Genomic DNA, 16,695 nt, shown 5'->3' on the forward strand with positions numbered 1-16,695 from the left:
TTTTGATCAGCCCGTCTTTATATGTTTAACTTTTGTTAAGTTAAAATTGATGTATCAACTAATTTAAAATCTAATTAATTGATTATAAGGGTATATTACCGTGCTTTCTTTTTGGGGCATCTACCTGTTTGTTTTCTAACATGGCAAACGCTTTTAGCAACTTACGCCTAGAATTTTCAGGTAAGATAACCTCATCTATAAAGCCCCGATTTGCAGCTCTGTATGGGTTTGCAAACTTATCTGCATATTCTTTTTCTTTCTCCAATAGTTTTGCTTCAGAATCTGCTGCATCTGCAATTTCTTTTCTAAATATAATTTCGCTAGCGCCTTTTGCTCCCATAACCGCTATTTCCGCAGAAGGCCACGCATAATTAAAGTCGGCCCCAATGTGCTTGGAATTCATTACATCGTATGCACCACCATAGGCTTTTCTTGTTATTAGCGTTACCCTAGGTACGGTTGCTTCGCTTAAAGCATACAATAATTTAGCCCCATTGGTTATAATAGCGTTCCACTCTTGATCCGTACCCGGTAAAAACCCAGGAACATCAACCAACACCAATAGGGGAATGTTAAAGGCATCACAGAAACGTACAAAGCGAGCAGATTTTATAGAACTATCTACATCTAAGACCCCTGCCAAAACCATGGGTTGGTTTGCAACTATGCCTATACTTCTGCCGCCCAATCTTGCAAAACCGGTAATAATATTCTCAGCATAATCCTTGTGGATTTCATAAAAGGATTGTTCATCTATTATTCCATTTATTACCGCATGCATATCATACGGTTTATTGGCATTATCAGGTACTATCTGTTTTAGTTCTGGACGCAGTTCCTCTCCAAGTTCAAAGGGTAGCTTTTTTGTTTTTTCCGTATTGTTTTGTGGTAAATAAGTAAGTAATTGTTTAATATCTTCTAAACATGCCGCATCATTGATAGATGTTTTATGGGCAACTCCAGACTTGGAAGCATGTGTGCTTGCACCCCCTAATTCTTCGGAAGTTACATTTTCGTTAGTCACGGTTTTAACCACATTAGGCCCAGTTACAAACATATAACTTGTTTGTTCTACCATCATAATAAAATCTGTCATGGCAGGAGAGTAAACCGCACCACCCGCGCACGGGCCCATAATTGCGGATATTTGTGGTACTACACCAGACGCTTGTACGTTTCTAAAAAAGATATCTGCATAGCCGCCCAAAGAACGTACCCCTTCTTGTATACGAGCTCCACCAGAATCATTTAACCCAATAATTGGTGCGCCTACTTTTACAGCTAGGTCCATTACCTTACAAATTTTTTCTGCATGTGTTTCTGATAATGCCCCACCAAATACGGTAAAATCCTGAGCGTAGACATAGACTAGACGTCCATCTACGGTACCATATCCCGTAACCACACCATCCCCATAAAATTTTTGGTCTTCCATACCAAAATCGGTTGTTCTATGGGTAACCAAGATGCCCATTTCTTCAAAAGAACCTTCGTCCAGGAGATAATTTATACGTTCCCTAGCCGTAAGCTTCTTTTTAGCATGTTGTTTCTCTATTCGTTTTTTACCACCGCCCAAATGGGCTTCGGCAATCTTATCCTTTAGTATTTTAATCTTATCGTCCATAGTGTTATTGAATGGGCAATCTTACTATTTTTTTATCCTCTAAATATTGTTTCAAAGCCATTAAACCAGCAATTCTAGCTATATGTTTTTCATTCTCTTTTATGGCTTCTGGCGTGTAATGTTGTTTTACAAAATGTGTATCAAAATCACCGGAAGTAAACGCTTCATGCTTCATTACAAAATCACCAAAAGGCAAGGTAGTCTGTACCCCTTCAACTTTGTAATTAGCAATTGCGGTTATCATCTTAGAAATAGCGGCTTCACGGGTTTCGCCATAGGTAATTAGTTTGGCCAGCATAGGGTCATAATAAATAGGTATATCCATACCTTCCTCAAAACCGTTATCTACACGTATACCTTCACCTTTAGGAATCGTATAGGTTTCCAAGTTACCTACACTAGGCAAAAAATCGTTTAATGGATCCTCTGCATAGACCCTGAGCTCCATGGCGTGACCATTTATTTTTAAATCTTCTTGTTTAAAGGGCAATGCTTCCCCTCTTGCTACACTTATTTGCAAGGCAACCAAATCCACTCCTGTTATTAACTCCGTGACCGGGTGCTCTACCTGCAAGCGGGTGTTCATTTCTAAAAAGTAAAAATTATGATCTGCATCTAACAAAAATTCTACCGTACCGGCCCCAATATAATCACAAGCTTGGGCCACACGTTTGGCAGCTTCGCCCATTTGGTTTCGCAAAGCTGGGGTTAACACTGCAGATGGCGCCTCTTCTACCACTTTTTGGTGCCTTCTTTGCACGCTACATTCGCGTTCAAAAAAATGCAATACGTTACCGTGGGTATCCGCCAGAACCTGAATTTCTATATGCCTGGGAGAACTTACATATTTTTCAATAAAAACAGACCCATCTCCAAAGGCCGATTTTGCCTCACTAATAGCCCGTTCCATTTGTTGGGATAAATCTTCTTCTTTTTCTACCACGCGCATTCCTTTACCCCCACCACCGGCAGAAGCTTTTATGAGAATGGGAAAACCAATTTCTTTAGCTATAGCCTTAGCTTTTTCCACATCGGAAATAGCTTCTTCTATACCTGGCACCATTGGAATATCATAGGCCTTTACCGCTTCTTTTGCTGCAAGTTTGCTTCCCATGATTTTTATAGCATGAGATTTTGGCCCAATAAAAGTTAAACCAGCATGTTCTACTGCTTCTGCAAAGCCTGCATTTTCGCTCAAAAAACCATACCCTGGGTGTATGGCATCTACGTTTAAGGCTTTGGCTTTGGCAATAATTTTATCTCCCAACAAATAAGATTGGTTACTTGGCGCAGGACCTAAATAAACCGCTTCATCTGCAAATCTTACATGGGGTGCGTTCCTATCTGCTTCTGAATAAACCGCAACGGTCTGTATGCCCATTTTCTTAGCCGTTTTCATAACCCTAAGGGCAATTTCTCCCCTATTGGCAACTAATATCTTTTTCATATCTAGTCTTCAAAGGTTAATAAAACTTGTTTTTTGTCTACAGCGTCTCCTTGCGCAACATTAATAGCCGCTATTACACCATCTCTAGGTGCGGCAAGAGCGTTCTCCATTTTCATAGCTTCTAAAATTAACAAGGTTTCACCTTCTTTAACTGTTTGCCCTACAGCCACGGAAAGTTCTAAAATAAGGCCAGGCATGGGTGCAATTAAACTACTAACTTGCGCGGCATTGCCCACACTTAGGCCCATCTCCTTAATCAATGTTGCCAGAGGGTTTTGAATGTGCACATTATTTTTAATGCCATTTACCACTACTTGGTACTGTTTCTTTTGAAAGTTAGACTCAGAAAAAGAAACCGCATAGTTTTGGTTTTCGTGAATAAGGTGAAAATTTCTTTGGTCTGTTTTGATAAGGTCTAATTGATCTAAGTCTTCTTGAGAAAACACAAAGGTATGGTCTTCGCCAACCTTAACAATATATCTATTTTCCATTCAATCCATTAAATTAATCGCATTTAAAGATAGTTTATTTGCTAAATAATTAGCAAATTTTCAATAAAAAGAGGTCTTGATTTTACAAATTCACTTAACTTTCTACCAAAGTGCGGCAACTTATTTAATTTTAGAATGGATAAGTGCAAATCGCTTTAATAAAAGCACCAATTGTGTATTTTTGGCGTAAATTTTTGTTCATGTTGATTATAGGGATTGCTGGAGGTACCGGATGTGGTAAAACCACGGTTGTTAAACAAATTGTGGATGAGCTTCCAGAGAATGAAGTGGTCGTGATTTCTCAAGATTCTTACTACAATGATTTATCGCATTTAACCAAAGAAGAACGTAGCAAGGTAAATTTTGACCACCCTAATTCTATAGATTTTGACCTACTAATGCACCACCTTAACGAATTAAGGGCAGGTAGAAGCATTAACATACCCGTTTATTCTTTTGTAGAAGAAACCCGTTTACCAGAAAGTATACCAACGGCTCCAAAAAAGGTGGTTATTGTAGAGGGTATACTAGTATTGAGCAATCCTGCTTTGCGTAAGTTATTTGATATTAAAATATACGTGCACGCAGATTCTGATGAGCGTCTTATAAGAAGGTTACAAAGAGATATTAGAGAAAGGGGGCATGATTTGGAAAAGGCACTTTATAGGTACCAAACAGCCGTAAAACCTATGCACAACCAATTTATTGAACCTTCTAAAGAATTTGCTGATATAATTATACCTAACAACCATTATAACACAGTAGCTGTAGACATGGTTAGGACCATAATAAATGACAAACTTATCTAGTTATGGGATTAAAAGCACTTAGACAAAAAAAGTGGTTTAAACTAATGACCAACACCTATGTGCTTGTGCTTACCTTGTTTGTTATTTGGATGGCTTTCTTTGACACCAACTCCTTGTTGATTCATCATGAACTACAACAAGAAATAGACAAATTAGAACAAAAAAAAGAGTTTTTACAAAAGGAAATCAAGCATGATCAAGAAATGCTTAAAAAACTTTCTAGCAAAGACGAACTAGAAAAATTTGCCCGAGAAAACTATTATATGAAAAAGGACAATGAAGAAATTTTTCTAATAGAATTTGAGGATAGCTTACAACAAAAAGAATAGAACAAATAGTATAACTATCTGTTTGCAATAACCCAATTATGACTAAAACTGCACTTTTTTCAGAATTTACACCGGTTACCGCAAAACAGTGGAAACAGAAAATTCAATATGACCTTAAGGGTGCTGATTATAATGACACCTTAGTATGGGAAAGCATTGAAGGCATAAAGGTAAAACCTTTTTACAATGCGGAAGACGTAAGCGATATACCCAAATACAGGTTACCTAAAAAACAAATTTGGAACATTGGCGAATACATAAGTGTTACAGATGCGGAAATTGCCAATAAAAAAGCAAAGCAGGCATTAAATAAGGGCGCTGAGGCTATTTATTTTGTTCTTGAAACTACACCCACCCATTTTCCAGCTTTGTTTCACGAACTGTTGGATACGGAACATCCAATTCACCTAGACCTTACTACTTTGGAGGTCGAAGGTTTTGAGCAAGCAATACAAGAACTTAATCCCTATCTCAGCAAAATTCATTTACATATAGATACCATAGGCCATTTGGCCAAGTCTGGCAATTGGTATCTAAGCATGGAGAAAGACAAAGAACTTCTTAAATCTTTGCTGGATAAAACGGCTAAAAACCATGTTGGATTATCCATAGATGCATCCATTTATGGTAATGCCGGGGCAAATTGCGTACAGCAATTGGCCTATGCCTTGGCACATACTACAGAATATCTAAACCAGATTGAAAATCCTATAAGCCTAAATACCACCTTTGCCGTAGGAGGCAATTATTTTTTTGAAATCGCCAAATTAAGGGCATACCGCTGGTTATGGGAAAGCTTACGAACGGAACATAACTTAGCACATCAATTAAGAATAATTGCTAAACCCGCCACACGAAATAAAACCATTTACGATTATAATGTAAATCTACTGCGTACTAGCACAGAATGTATGGCCGCAGTTTTGGGTGGTGCAGATATGGTAGTGAACCATCCCTATGACCTGCTTTATAAATACCCACATGAGTTTAGCGAACGCATAGCTAGAAATCAATTACTATTGTTAAAAGAAGAGGCTTATTTTAACGATGCCCCAGCTACCACGGAAGGAAGTTATTTTTTAGATAGTCTTACGTATCAATTAGCCCAAAAGGCACTGGAATTGTACCAGCAAATTGAGGCCTCAGGTGGCTTTTTAGTTAATTTAAAGAAGGGGATAATTCAAAAGAAAGTAAAGGAGGTTGCAGAAAAAGAACAACAATTGTTTGATGACGGTATTTTAAAATTAATAGGTACCAATTTGTTTCAAAATAAAGCAGATAAAATGGGGGGCGCTCTTGACAAAAATCCATTTTTACAGAAAAAGTCTAGAAAAACATTGATTCCGCCAATAGTAGCCACAAGATTAGCAGAAAAGTTGGAAAAAAAGCGATTAGAAAATGAGTAGGATAGTCACAAAAGGCCTTAAGCTTGTAGATAAAAAAACTGAATTATCTTATCACTACGGCCACGAAGATTTTGCCGCGGGCATTACTCCATTTTTAAGAGGCCCCTACGCTACCATGTACGTACGTAGACCATGGACTATTAGACAATATGCTGGTTTTTCTACCGCAGAAGAAAGCAATGCTTTCTACAGAAGAAATTTAGAGGCAGGCCAAAAAGGATTGTCGGTTGCTTTTGATTTACCCACCCATAGAGGTTATGATAGTGACAATGACCGTGTTTTAGGAGACGTTGGCAAAGCGGGGGTGGCCATTGATTCTGTTGAAGACATGAAAATTCTCTTTTCGGGAATACCCTTAGATAAGATGAGTGTTTCCATGACCATGAATGGTGCCGTATTGCCCATAATGGCATTTTACATTGTTGCCGCATTGGAACAAGGTGTCTCTTTGGAACAACTTTCTGGCACTATCCAAAATGATATTTTAAAAGAATTCATGGTAAGGAACACCTATATTTACCCGCCTACACCTTCCATGAAAATCATTGCCGATATTTTTGAATACACTAGTAAGAACATGCCTAGGTTTAACAGCATAAGCATATCTGGGTATCACATGCACGAAGCTGGAGCTCCGGCTCCATTAGAAGTAGCCTACACGTTGGCAGATGGCATAGAATATATTAGAACGGGATTGGCGGCAGGATTAAAAATTGATGGGTTTGCACCTAGGTTATCTTTTTTCTGGGGTATTGGCATGAATCATTTTACCGAAATAGCTAAAATGCGGGCCGCACGTATGCTGTGGGCAAAAATGGTTGCACAATTTAAGCCAGAAAACCAAAAGTCCTTGATGCTAAGAACGCATAGCCAGACCAGCGGGTGGAGCTTAACAGAACAAGACCCATTTAACAACGTAGCAAGAACTACTATTGAGGCCATGGCTGCAGCTTTTGGCGGCACCCAGAGCTTACATACCAACGCATTAGACGAGGCCATTGCTTTACCAACAGATTTTTCTGCAAGAATTGCACGTAACACCCAACTATATTTACAAAACGAAACCAACATTACAAAAACCGTAGACCCATGGGCCGGTAGTGCTCTAGTAGAAAAACTTACCCATGAAATTGCTGAAAAAGCGTGGGAACACATACAAGAAGTAGAAGAATTAGGAGGCATGACCAAAGCTATTGAATCTGGCATACCCAAACTACGGATAGAAGCGGCAGCTGCCGAAAAACAAGCTAGATTGGATAGTGGCCAAGAAATCTTGGTTGGGGTAAATAAATACGAGTTGGAAGAAGATGAAGACTTGCAAATTTTAGAAGTAGACAACAATAAGGTTCGCCAACAGCAAATAAACCGTTTAGAGCAAATTAAATCATCACGAGATAGCTCTAAAGTAACATCTTGTTTAGAACAATTAACACAGGCCGCACGTGCCCATGCAAAGGAAGAAAAAGGCGATAATTTATTAGCTTTAGCAGTAGAGGCCGCCAAAGCAAGAGCAACATTAGGTGAAATAAGCAATGCCTTAGAGCAAGTTTTTGGTAGGCATCAAGCAAAAATCCAATCAGTTACAGGGGTGTATTCTAAAGCAATTAAGAACGACGATAGCTTTAATAAAGCTAGGGAAATGGCAGACCAATTTGCCTTATTGGAGGGTCGTAGACCAAGAATTATGATTGCCAAAATGGGACAAGATGGTCACGACCGTGGTGCAAAAGTGGTTGCTACAGGGTATGCAGATTTAGGTTTTGATGTAGATATAGGACCGTTGTTTCAAACACCAGAGGAAGTGGCCAAACAAGCTACGGAAAACGATGTGCACATACTTGGTGTTTCTTCGCTAGCGGGGGGGCATAAAACATTAGTACCCGCGGTAATTGAACAATTAAAACTACTTAATAGAGAAGATATAATGGTAATCGTAGGTGGGGTTATACCCAAACAAGATTATGATTACCTCTTCAAATCAGGTGCAGCAGCCGTTTTTGGCCCGGGCACAAAAATAAGCGAAGCCGCCATTGCCCTATTGAAATTACTTATGGGCCAATAATTTGCCATTGGGTTCTAATGCTGTTTAACTTTCTTTAACGTTGGTAAAAGCAGTTATTCACCCAGTGTTAACAAATTCCATTTTATGGCGTTGTAAATAATTGTATTTTTACCTCCTAACTCAACCAGTTACAATGGGCAAAATCATTGCTATTGCAAATCAAAAAGGTGGTGTGGGTAAAACCACCACTACTGTTAATCTTGCTGCCTCTCTTGGCGTGCTAGAAAAAAAAGTGTTGTTGATTGATGCCGACCCCCAGGCAAATGCAACCTCCGGTCTTGGAGTAGATGTAGAGAGTGTAGAACTGGGTACCTATCAACTATTGGAGCATACCTACGGCGCCAAAGAAACTATAATAGGAACAGAATCTCCTAATGTGGATTTAATCCCAGCGCACATAGACCTTGTGGCTATTGAAATAGAATTGGTAGACAAGGACAACAGGGAGTACATGATGAAAGAGGCCATTAAAAGCCTTAAAGACGATTACGATTACATACTAATAGATTGCGCACCTTCTTTAGGTTTATTGACCTTAAACGCATTAACAGCTGCAGATTCAGTTATAATTCCAATACAATGTGAGTATTTTGCTCTGGAAGGATTAGGAAAATTATTGAACACGGTAAAAAGTGTACAAAAAATCCACAATACAGATTTGGACATAGAAGGCATGCTATTAACAATGTATGATTCTAGGTTGCGCCTTTCTAACCAAGTGGTAGAAGAAGTTAAAAAGCATTTTGCAGATATGGTTTTTGAAACCATAATACAACGTAATGTAAAGTTAAGTGAAGCCCCTAGTTACGGAGAAAGCATTATTAAATATGATGCTAGTAGTAAAGGTGCCTCTAACTATCTTAACTTGGCCAACGAAATTTTGAATAAAAACAAGGAGAAAGTTTAAATGGCGAAGGCAACTAAAAAACAAGCCCTTGGAAGAGGGCTTTCCGCATTATTAAAAGATCCAGAAAACGACATACAATCCGTGTCTGACAAAAATGCGGACCAAGTAATTGGTAATGTGGTAGAATTGGATATTAATGCTATAGAAGTAAATCCTTTTCAACCAAGAACTAATTTTAGCGAGGAAGCTTTACAAGAATTAGCTAGTTCCATCCGTGAATTAGGTATTATTCAACCCATAACGGTTAGAAAGCTAGAATTCAATAAATTTCAATTGGTTTCTGGTGAGCGTAGATTTCGTGCTTCTAAGATAGTTGGCTTAAAAACCATTCCTGCTTATATAAGAATAGCCAATGACCAAGAATCTTTGGAAATGGCTTTGGTAGAAAACATCCAACGTCAAGATTTAGATCCTATAGAAGTTGCCCTTTCTTATCAAAGATTAATAGAGGAGGTAGAGATTACCCAAGAAAAGTTGAGCGACAGGGTGGGCAAAAAACGCTCTACCATTACAAACTACCTACGCTTATTGAAATTGCATCCTATTATCCAAACCGGGATGCGAGATGGCTTTATTAGCATGGGGCATGGTCGTGCGTTAATAAACATTGAAAAAAACAAGGACCAAATAGACATTTACGAGAAAATTGTTGCCGAAGGCTTATCTGTTAGAGATACGGAACAACTTGTAAAAGCCTATAAGGAAGGTTCTGAAAAAGAAAAAAGTACTATAGCCAAAAAGAGCAAGAAAAGTGTTCCAGGGTTTATTTCAGAAAACTTAGAGGCTATTAAGGAAAATCTAGCCGTAAAGGTAGATATTAGAGCTTCTTCCAACGGAAAAGGAAAAATTGTTATTCCGTTTCACTCCGAAGAAGAATTCCACAGGTTAAGAAAAATCTTATCGGGTGAATAAATCCCTCTTATATATTGTCCTATTTATTGCACTAACTTTTTCGGCGAACGCCCAAACAGAAAAAGATAGCGTAGTGGTTTCTACACCTACTGATTCTATTACTAACGCTGTAGCAGAAAAAGGTATTGTTGTAGAAGAAGTATTTGTAGCACAAAAAGAGATTAACCCCCTTGCCCCTGCAAAAGCAGCTTTTTATTCTGCTGTGGTTCCTGGTCTTGGACAGATTTACAATAAAAAATATTGGAAAGCTCCAATAGCATGGGGTCTAATAGGCTGGGGTGTTTATAACTATTCTACCAATAACACCAATTACAAAAGATTTAGAACCGCTTTTAAACGCAGAAAAGCAGGTTTTAGTGATGATGAGTTCATTGCAAATGTTTCTGATTCTGGATTGGAAGACGCGCAAGAAAGAGCCCAAGAAAACAGAGATATTTGGTTATTGGCCACTATAGGCTTTTACGCTTTAAATATTATTGACGCCAATGTAGACGCGCACCTAAAACAGTTTAATGTTAGCGACCAATTGTCTTATGATATAAGTCCTTATTTAGAGGCCAACCCCCTTACAGGAGAACCCAATTACGGCGTAGCCTTACTTATAAAATTTTAAACGTATGAATATTGCACTTTTTGGTTACGGTAAAATGGGCCGTATGTTAGAACAAATAGGAACCCAAAGAGGCCATAATATAGTAGCTAAAATAGATGTTGACACCAATCTTGAAGAATTAGATTATTCCGCAATAGATATAGCTATTGATTTTAGTACACCAGATGCGGCATTTGGTAATATAACCCACTGCTTTAATAAAGGTATACCTGTAATTTCTGGCACTACAGGTTGGTTGGCCAAATATGAAGAAGCCGTTGCGCTTTGTAATGAAAAGAAAGGTGCATTTATATATGGTTCCAACTTTAGTTTGGGGGTTAATCTGTTTTTTGAATTAAACAAGAAATTAGCCAAGTTAATGGCCAATGTGCAAGATTATAAAGTGCATATGGAAGAAATTCATCATATTCATAAAATTGATGCGCCTTCTGGTACTGCTATTACCTTGGCGGAGGGAATTATTGAAAATTCTTCTTACGTAAATTGGAAATTGGTTGCTCCAACCGAAAATGAAATTGGAATTACAGCGATTAGAGAAGGTGAAGTACCAGGTACACACAGCATTGCCTACCAGAGTGATGTGGATTCCATAGAAATAAAACATACCGCACATAACCGAAATGGATTTGCTCTCGGTGCTATAATTGCCGCTGAATGGCTTGTTGGTAAAACAGGAGTCTACAGCATGAAAGATGTGTTAAACTTAAGCTAAACCGGTAACGAAAAAAGTAAGCATTAGTCTTACAAAAAACTATAACGATTAGACCATGAACGGCACACAGTGGATTTTATTTATCTTATTGGTACAAGTAATTCATTTTTTAGGTACTTGGAAATTATACGTAAAGGCCGGAAGAAAAGCTTGGGAAGCCGCAATTCCTGTTTACAACGCTATTGTGTTAATGCAAATTATTAACAGACCAAAATGGTGGACCCTACTATTGTTTATACCCATTATAAACCTTTTAATGTTCCCAGTAGTTTGGGTAGAAACCATTAGAAGTTTTGGCCAAAACAAACTTTGGCAAACCTGGGCAGTAATCTTAACACTTGGCTTTTACATTTATGTGGTGAATTACACCATGGACGTAAACTATATAAACGATAGAAGCTTAAAACCAACCACTGGTTTAGGAGAATGGGTTAGTTCTATAGTTTTTGCCATAGTTGCCGCTACATTGGTGCACACTTATTTTATTCAACCTTACGTAATTCCTACAGGTTCATTAGAACGAACGCTTAGAATTGGAGATTTTCTTTTTGTAAGCAAATTTCATTTTGGGGCACGCACACCAATGACTGCTGTTGCCGCGCCTATGGTTCATGACACTTTACCTATTGTTAGAACAAAGTCTTACCTAAGCAAACCACAGATACCATATTTTAGGTTACCTGGTTTTCAAACACCTCAAAAAAATGATATTGTAGTGTTTAGCTGGCCAGCAGATACGGTAAGGCAGTTTTTTGTAAAAGAGGCTGGCGTAAAAAAACCTATTGATAAGAAATCCAATTACGTAAAAAGATGTGTTGGCACACCAGGCGATACTTTATCTGTAGTAAACGGTGATGTTTATATTGATGGTAAAAAATTAAAATTATCGGACCGTGCCAAGCCTATGTTCAACAACATTGTTTATGCGCAAAGTGGTGTTAGCAGCAGACTTTTAAACGAAATAGATGCTGATAGTTTTGAAAGAAAATACATTTCTGGCCCATTAACCCAAGAACAATTAAACGGCCTTACCCCTTATCTTTTGGGAGCCCAACAAACAGCAGAAGGTAAAATAGCCCTTTACACCAATCAAAACGGTATACCTACAGAGGTAATTAGAGGACTCAGATTAGCAGATTTAAAGGAAGAAACGCCTAGACAACGCATTGTTAATCTTACCGAAGAGATGGTTTCCGAATTAAGAAAAAACGCTAAGATTGATTCTGTAGTTAGGGCTGTTGAACCAAAAGGAGAAGCTGGAAATAATATTTTTCCCAAAAGTCCATTATACCCTTGGAATAATGACAACATGGGACCAATCTATATTCCAGAAGAAGGCAAGACCATAAAGCTAACCGTTCAAAATCTACCCCTTTACAAAAAAATAATAAAAGATTATGAAGGCAACACGCTTGCTGTAAATGGAAATACCATTACCATTAACGGTAAACAAACAGATTCCTACACCTTTAAAATGGATTATTATTGGATGATGGGAGACAACAGAGATCATTCTGAAGATAGTAGAACTTGGGGTTTTGTTCCAGAAAATCACATAGTTGGTAAACCCATATTTATTTGGTTAAGTATGGATAACTTTCAAGATGGAATTCGATTTAACGAGCGCTTAAGATGGGACCGTATGTTTACTACCGTGGGTGGATCGGGAGAACCTGTATCTTATTTTAAGTATTTTTTGATAGCGCTAGCTGGTTATTTTGTTTTTGACTTTTTTAGAAAAAAAAGAAAGAAAAATACGGAAGCCTAAATTAAACTATACGTGTCTACAGTGCTATTACATCCCGTTTGCTTTCCAAATGTTGCGAACCTAGCTGCCATGATCCAAAACAACGTATTGTGGGAAGTCTGTGATAATTTTCAAAAACAAACCTATCGCAACCGTTATTATATAGCTACGGATCAAGGCAAACATCTTTTATCCATACCAATTAAACACACCGGTAAAGGAGATGGTAGACAAAAGTATGCTAACGTATATATAGATAATAGTTACCCTTGGCAAAGCCAGCATTGGAAAACTTTGCAAACTGCTTATCGTACTTCGCCCTTTTTTGAATTTTATGAAGACGAACTATCCCATTTATTCCAAAATAAGTATGAAAAACTTATTGATTTTAATTGGGCTACCATTCGTTTTTTTGAAAATCAACTTGGAATTAAAATAGATACTACCCACCGAACAATTAATTACGAAAAGCATATTGATTTGGGCTTGGACCAGCGCAACTTAGTCATTGCCAAAAACGAAAAATTGACGGGTTTTGAACCTTACATGCAGGTTTTTCAGGACAGGCATAAATTTATTCCGAACCTGTCTTGTCTAGATTTACTTTTTAATGAAGGACCGAATAGCTTAGCCTATTTAAAAAGTCAAAAGCCTATGTTAAATGCTTAGGCATTTTTTACATTACGGGATTCATTTTGGCCTACCCTTTCTAATTGCATTCCTTTTTTATAGAAAACAATATTGGCGCGCATCCATTATCTTGCTTTTAGGTATTGTAATTGATCTAGACCATTTTTTAAGCAACCCTATTTTTGACCCTAACAGATGTAGTATTGGTTATCATCCACTACATACCTATTGGGCCATAGCCATTTACACTATACTTTTTATTATTCCCAAAACAAGATTAATAGGCATAGCATTACTAATACACATCTTTGCAGATACGGTAGATTGTAGCTTTATTAACTAATCTTTTAAAAGCAAGGTTGCTTTAACCGGGTAGTGATCGGAATAGTCAACATCATAATTGGTATGGGACAATACCTCAAATTGTGGACTTGCCAATATGTAATCAATACGCATAGGCAAACCTTTTAAGCTATATGTTCTTCCAAATCCCGTACCAGCTTCAATATAAGTGTCTTTAAAACCTTCAGATAGAGACCTATAAATATTAGAGTATTGGGTATTATTGAAATCTCCCGTAATTACAATATTTTTTATTTTCGATTCTTTAATATGGGCTTTAATAAATGTGGCTTGTTCTAATTGTTTGTAAGTCGCATATGCGACTTTTTTCAGTGTAGATTTTATTCTATTCTTATCAATAATCTTCTTACTTGGAACAATTACATAAGATTGCAGATGTATATTATATATACGAATAGTATCATTACCCTTTAAAATATCCACAAAAATTGCATTATTGCTTGTATTTGGAAAATCTAAACTGCCTTCATTTAATATTGGATATTTTGAAAATATTGCTTGTGTAGACCAATTAGAAATATAAGGTGTTTCCGATTTAAATTTATAATTCTTTAGCTGTTTATACTTTATTCTACTATGTTCTTGGATACTCAAAACATCTGGAAACTCCTCATTCAAAAATAAGGATATTTCATCTCCTTCGGAGCCATCTCCTTTCCAATTGTATCGATTAAACCCTCTAACATTAAAACTTAAAACAGATAAACTATTCAAATTTTTATTGGATTGCTTTATTTTATAATTAAATTGAAAAAGTACTGGAAACGGATAATTATAAAGTAGTAATGCGATTCCTAAACCAGCAAAAAAAACGCTAACCATTTTTTTAAAATATAACCAATAAAACGCGAGAAATAATAATGCAACACCCAAGTATGGAATTAGTAGTCCAAAAAAAGTAAAAAAGGAGGCCCAGTTTTTAAATTGGTTAACTGAAAACGATTGTGCTAATATAAATAACAGCAGTAGAATGGTTCCAATGTTTAAAATCTTGTGTAATCCTGTTTTCAAAAGAACATAAATCAATTATTCCTTACCAGCTTTAAACAAAAAGTCTTTTTCTGCCTTAGATAAGCTCTCATAGCCAGATTTGCTAATCTTGTCCAAAATAGCATCTATTTGGCGTTGTTTTGCCTCTTTTTGGTAGTTTGCCGTAGGGTTACCAGCCTTGGATTTAGCTTTATAAACTGTTTTCATAGGTGCTTTTTTATTGGGTTTAAACCAACTAACCATATTCTCGCCCAAATTGGTAAATACCGCACCAATATCATTACCATTTAAAAGTTGTCTAGCATAAACGTAACCTAGTAAGGCGCCTCCCAAATGAGCCAATCTGCCTCCAATGTTTCCACCATAAGGAATTTGAATTAAGTCTACCAAAACAAAAAAGGCACCAACATGCCATAACTTAACATTGAAAAAAATAACCCTAACATCTTGATTTGGAATATAAGAGCAAACAAATAGCAACACTGCCGTTACCCCTGCAGAGGCACCAACCAAAGCCGTATTGGAGTTTAATAAAGCCGGAAACACATTATAGCTTAACAAGAAAAATAAGCCCCCGGTAATTACACCAAGAAAATAAACCGTTAAATACCGCTTATCCCCGAACAAATTCAAGAAAATTCTACTGGCAAACCAAAGCATTATCATATTCCAAAAAATATGTCCAAACCCAGCGTGAAAGAAAGAATATGTTATTATGGACCAAGGCTGGATTATAAAATCTCCAAATTCCTTGGGCAATTGAAACCAACCCATTACAGCTGCCTCACTAGCACCAAACAAGGCCATAGCTAACCCAGAAACAATAAAAATAGCCACGTTAATGGCTATAAGCTTTTCTGCTATGCTTAATCTTGCAAATTGATATTTTAACCCACCATTAACCATTAGCGATCCCAGCGATTATTGTTAAATTGATTTTTTTTCCAGTACCACATCATTATAAAACCTATTAAAGCTCCTCCTATATGTGCAAAGTGCGCTATTCCTGTATTTGCATTACTTAGGCCAAAAACTAAGTCCCCCGCAATTAAAAGGGGCACAAAGTATTTTGCTTTTATGGGAATAGGTAAGAAAAGCATCATGAGTTCCGCATTGGGGAACGAAAAGGCAAACGCCACCAAAATTCCATAAACGGCTCCAGAGGCACCAACAGCCGGGGAATTAAATGCCCCCATGAACTTATCTATGGTAGCTTGTGATGCCAATTTATACCAATCTGGGCTATCTCTACCACTAGCCAAAACATCAATGACCTCTTGTTTTGTTATTCCGCTGGTTAATACAGCCTCCAAACCTTGATCAAAAAAGTAATAATTAGTAGCTATATGCAATAACCCTGCTCCTATTCCTGCGGAAAAATAAAAAAATAAAAATTTATTTCTACCCCACATTCGTTCTAAAGGAGAACCAAACATCCACAATCCCAACATATTGAACAGAATGTGCATAACATCTGTAAAGCTATGAAGAAACATATGGGTAAATAGCTGCCACACACCAAAATTAGGATGCAACGGAAACCAAAGGGCTAGATATTCATAAAGGGTATCTGCCAAACCAGAAATACCAGCTACAAAGAATATTACATTAATAATTATTAAGTGTTTTATGCCTTCTGTTATGCTACCCATA

The 16,695-nt window shown here is 37.3% G+C and carries 17 protein-coding genes; 11 read left to right on the top strand and 6 right to left on the bottom strand.

The window, feature by feature from the left end:
- Positions 1-82 precede the first annotated feature (82 nt).
- From BUL40_RS11020 to BUL40_RS11030, 3 genes are read right to left on the bottom strand one after another with little or no spacing between them, the layout of a single operon-like run.
- The gene (locus BUL40_RS11020) at positions 83-1,624 is read right to left on the bottom strand and encodes an acyl-CoA carboxylase subunit beta (protein ID WP_010520164.1); all 1,542 of its coding nucleotides are present in this window, start codon (positions 1,622-1,624) and stop codon (positions 83-85) included.
- A 4-nt stretch (positions 1,625-1,628) separates the two neighbouring features.
- A complete protein-coding gene (gene accC, locus BUL40_RS11025) occupies positions 1,629-3,071 on the bottom strand; it encodes an acetyl-CoA carboxylase biotin carboxylase subunit (protein WP_080319315.1) in 1,443 nt (480 codons plus the stop codon).
- A 2-nt stretch (positions 3,072-3,073) separates the two neighbouring features.
- Entirely contained in the window at positions 3,074-3,562 is a 489-nt protein-coding gene (locus BUL40_RS11030) for an acetyl-CoA carboxylase biotin carboxyl carrier protein subunit (protein ID WP_080319316.1), read from the bottom strand.
- 200 nt (positions 3,563-3,762) lie between these two features.
- On the opposite strand from BUL40_RS11030, the gene udk reads away from it, so the two are divergent.
- The 11 genes from udk (at position 3,763) to BUL40_RS11085 (ending at position 14,032) form a co-directional block, all read left to right on the top strand.
- Positions 3,763-4,371 (top strand): uridine kinase, encoded by a 609-nt coding sequence (gene udk, locus BUL40_RS11035; RefSeq protein ID WP_080319317.1) that lies wholly within the window; start codon positions 3,763-3,765, stop codon positions 4,369-4,371.
- Between the two features lie 2 nt (positions 4,372-4,373).
- A complete protein-coding gene (locus BUL40_RS11040; RefSeq protein ID WP_010520160.1) occupies positions 4,374-4,700 on the top strand; it encodes an FtsB family cell division protein in 327 nt (108 codons plus the stop codon).
- Positions 4,701-4,738: 38 nt separating this feature from the next.
- A complete protein-coding gene (locus tag BUL40_RS11045; RefSeq protein ID WP_080319318.1) occupies positions 4,739-6,106 on the top strand; it encodes a methylmalonyl-CoA mutase subunit beta in 1,368 nt (455 codons plus the stop codon).
- Positions 6,099-8,168 carry a methylmalonyl-CoA mutase gene (gene scpA / locus BUL40_RS11050; protein WP_080319319.1) on the top strand — a complete coding sequence of 690 codons (2,070 nt, stop codon included), beginning with the start codon at positions 6,099-6,101 and terminating at the stop codon, positions 8,166-8,168. Before BUL40_RS11045 ends, scpA begins: the two co-directional genes overlap by 8 nt.
- A 133-nt stretch (positions 8,169-8,301) precedes the next feature.
- On the top strand, positions 8,302-9,075 hold the full coding sequence (locus BUL40_RS11055; RefSeq protein WP_010520157.1) for a ParA family protein: 774 nt from the start codon (positions 8,302-8,304) through the stop codon (positions 9,073-9,075).
- Complete coding sequence (locus BUL40_RS11060; protein WP_080319320.1) at positions 9,076-9,987, top strand: ParB/RepB/Spo0J family partition protein; 912 nt, start codon at positions 9,076-9,078, stop codon at positions 9,985-9,987.
- Complete coding sequence (locus BUL40_RS11065; RefSeq protein WP_080319321.1) at positions 9,980-10,600, top strand: DUF5683 domain-containing protein; 621 nt, start codon at positions 9,980-9,982, stop codon at positions 10,598-10,600. The genes BUL40_RS11060 and BUL40_RS11065 overlap by 8 nt, the downstream gene beginning before the upstream one ends.
- 4 nt (positions 10,601-10,604) lie before the next feature.
- Positions 10,605-11,312 (top strand): 4-hydroxy-tetrahydrodipicolinate reductase, encoded by a 708-nt coding sequence (gene dapB / locus BUL40_RS11070; RefSeq protein ID WP_080319322.1) that lies wholly within the window; start codon positions 10,605-10,607, stop codon positions 11,310-11,312.
- Between the two features lie 55 nt (positions 11,313-11,367).
- Positions 11,368-13,080, top strand: coding sequence for a signal peptidase I (gene lepB, locus BUL40_RS11075; protein WP_080319323.1), 1,713 nt, complete (start codon positions 11,368-11,370; stop codon positions 13,078-13,080).
- Positions 13,081-13,092: 12 nt separating this feature from the next.
- Positions 13,093-13,728: a WbqC family protein gene (locus BUL40_RS11080; RefSeq protein WP_317044018.1), complete on the top strand. Its 636-nt coding sequence runs from the start codon at positions 13,093-13,095 to the stop codon at positions 13,726-13,728.
- Entirely contained in the window at positions 13,721-14,032 is a 312-nt protein-coding gene (locus BUL40_RS11085; protein WP_010520151.1) for a DUF6122 family protein, read from the top strand. Before BUL40_RS11080 ends, BUL40_RS11085 begins: the two co-directional genes overlap by 8 nt.
- Here the strand turns inward: BUL40_RS11085 and BUL40_RS11090 are convergent.
- From BUL40_RS11090 to BUL40_RS11100, 3 genes are all read right to left on the bottom strand, one after another.
- Positions 14,029-14,874, bottom strand: a complete 846-nt coding sequence (locus BUL40_RS11090) for an endonuclease/exonuclease/phosphatase family protein (RefSeq protein WP_141239659.1) — start codon at positions 14,872-14,874, stop codon at positions 14,029-14,031. The genes BUL40_RS11085 and BUL40_RS11090 overlap by 4 nt on opposite strands.
- Positions 14,875-15,078: 204 nt before the next feature.
- A complete protein-coding gene (locus BUL40_RS11095) occupies positions 15,079-15,948 on the bottom strand; it encodes a rhomboid family protein (protein ID WP_080319326.1) in 870 nt (289 codons plus the stop codon).
- Positions 15,948-16,694, bottom strand: a complete 747-nt coding sequence (locus tag BUL40_RS11100; protein WP_010520148.1) for a rhomboid family intramembrane serine protease — start codon at positions 16,692-16,694, stop codon at positions 15,948-15,950. The genes BUL40_RS11095 and BUL40_RS11100 overlap by 1 nt, the downstream gene beginning before the upstream one ends.
- Between the last annotated feature and the right edge of the window lies 1 nt (position 16,695).

It is taken from the genome of Croceivirga radicis, assembly GCF_002072105.2.
Lineage (GTDB): Bacteria > Bacteroidota > Bacteroidia > Flavobacteriales > Flavobacteriaceae > Croceivirga > Croceivirga radicis.

What these genes read in the sequence shown, in the direction of transcription:
- udk (WP_080319317.1), top strand. Translation starts at nt 3,763, where the DNA reads ATGTTGATTATAGGGATTGCTGGAGGTACCGGATGTGGTAAAACCACG.
- scpA (WP_080319319.1), top strand. Translation starts at nt 6,099, where the DNA reads ATGAGTAGGATAGTCACAAAAGGCCTTAAGCTTGTAGATAAAAAAACT.
- accC (WP_080319315.1), bottom strand. Translation starts at nt 3,071, where the DNA reads ATGAAAAAGATATTAGTTGCCAATAGGGGAGAAATTGCCCTTAGGGTT.
- BUL40_RS11020 (WP_010520164.1), bottom strand. Translation starts at nt 1,624, where the DNA reads ATGGACGATAAGATTAAAATACTAAAGGATAAGATTGCCGAAGCCCAT.
- BUL40_RS11100 (WP_010520148.1), bottom strand. Translation starts at nt 16,694, where the DNA reads ATGGGTAGCATAACAGAAGGCATAAAACACTTAATAATTATTAATGTA.
- lepB (WP_080319323.1), top strand. Translation starts at nt 11,368, where the DNA reads ATGAACGGCACACAGTGGATTTTATTTATCTTATTGGTACAAGTAATT.
- BUL40_RS11040 (WP_010520160.1), top strand. Translation starts at nt 4,374, where the DNA reads ATGGGATTAAAAGCACTTAGACAAAAAAAGTGGTTTAAACTAATGACC.
- BUL40_RS11095 (WP_080319326.1), bottom strand. Translation starts at nt 15,948, where the DNA reads ATGGTTAATGGTGGGTTAAAATATCAATTTGCAAGATTAAGCATAGCA.
- BUL40_RS11055 (WP_010520157.1), top strand. Translation starts at nt 8,302, where the DNA reads ATGGGCAAAATCATTGCTATTGCAAATCAAAAAGGTGGTGTGGGTAAA.
- BUL40_RS11060 (WP_080319320.1), top strand. Translation starts at nt 9,076, where the DNA reads ATGGCGAAGGCAACTAAAAAACAAGCCCTTGGAAGAGGGCTTTCCGCA.
- BUL40_RS11085 (WP_010520151.1), top strand. Translation starts at nt 13,721, where the DNA reads ATGCTTAGGCATTTTTTACATTACGGGATTCATTTTGGCCTACCCTTT.
- BUL40_RS11045 (WP_080319318.1), top strand. Translation starts at nt 4,739, where the DNA reads ATGACTAAAACTGCACTTTTTTCAGAATTTACACCGGTTACCGCAAAA.
- dapB (WP_080319322.1), top strand. Translation starts at nt 10,605, where the DNA reads ATGAATATTGCACTTTTTGGTTACGGTAAAATGGGCCGTATGTTAGAA.
- BUL40_RS11090 (WP_141239659.1), bottom strand. Translation starts at nt 14,874, where the DNA reads ATGGTTAGCGTTTTTTTTGCTGGTTTAGGAATCGCATTACTACTTTAT.
- BUL40_RS11030 (WP_080319316.1), bottom strand. Translation starts at nt 3,562, where the DNA reads ATGGAAAATAGATATATTGTTAAGGTTGGCGAAGACCATACCTTTGTG.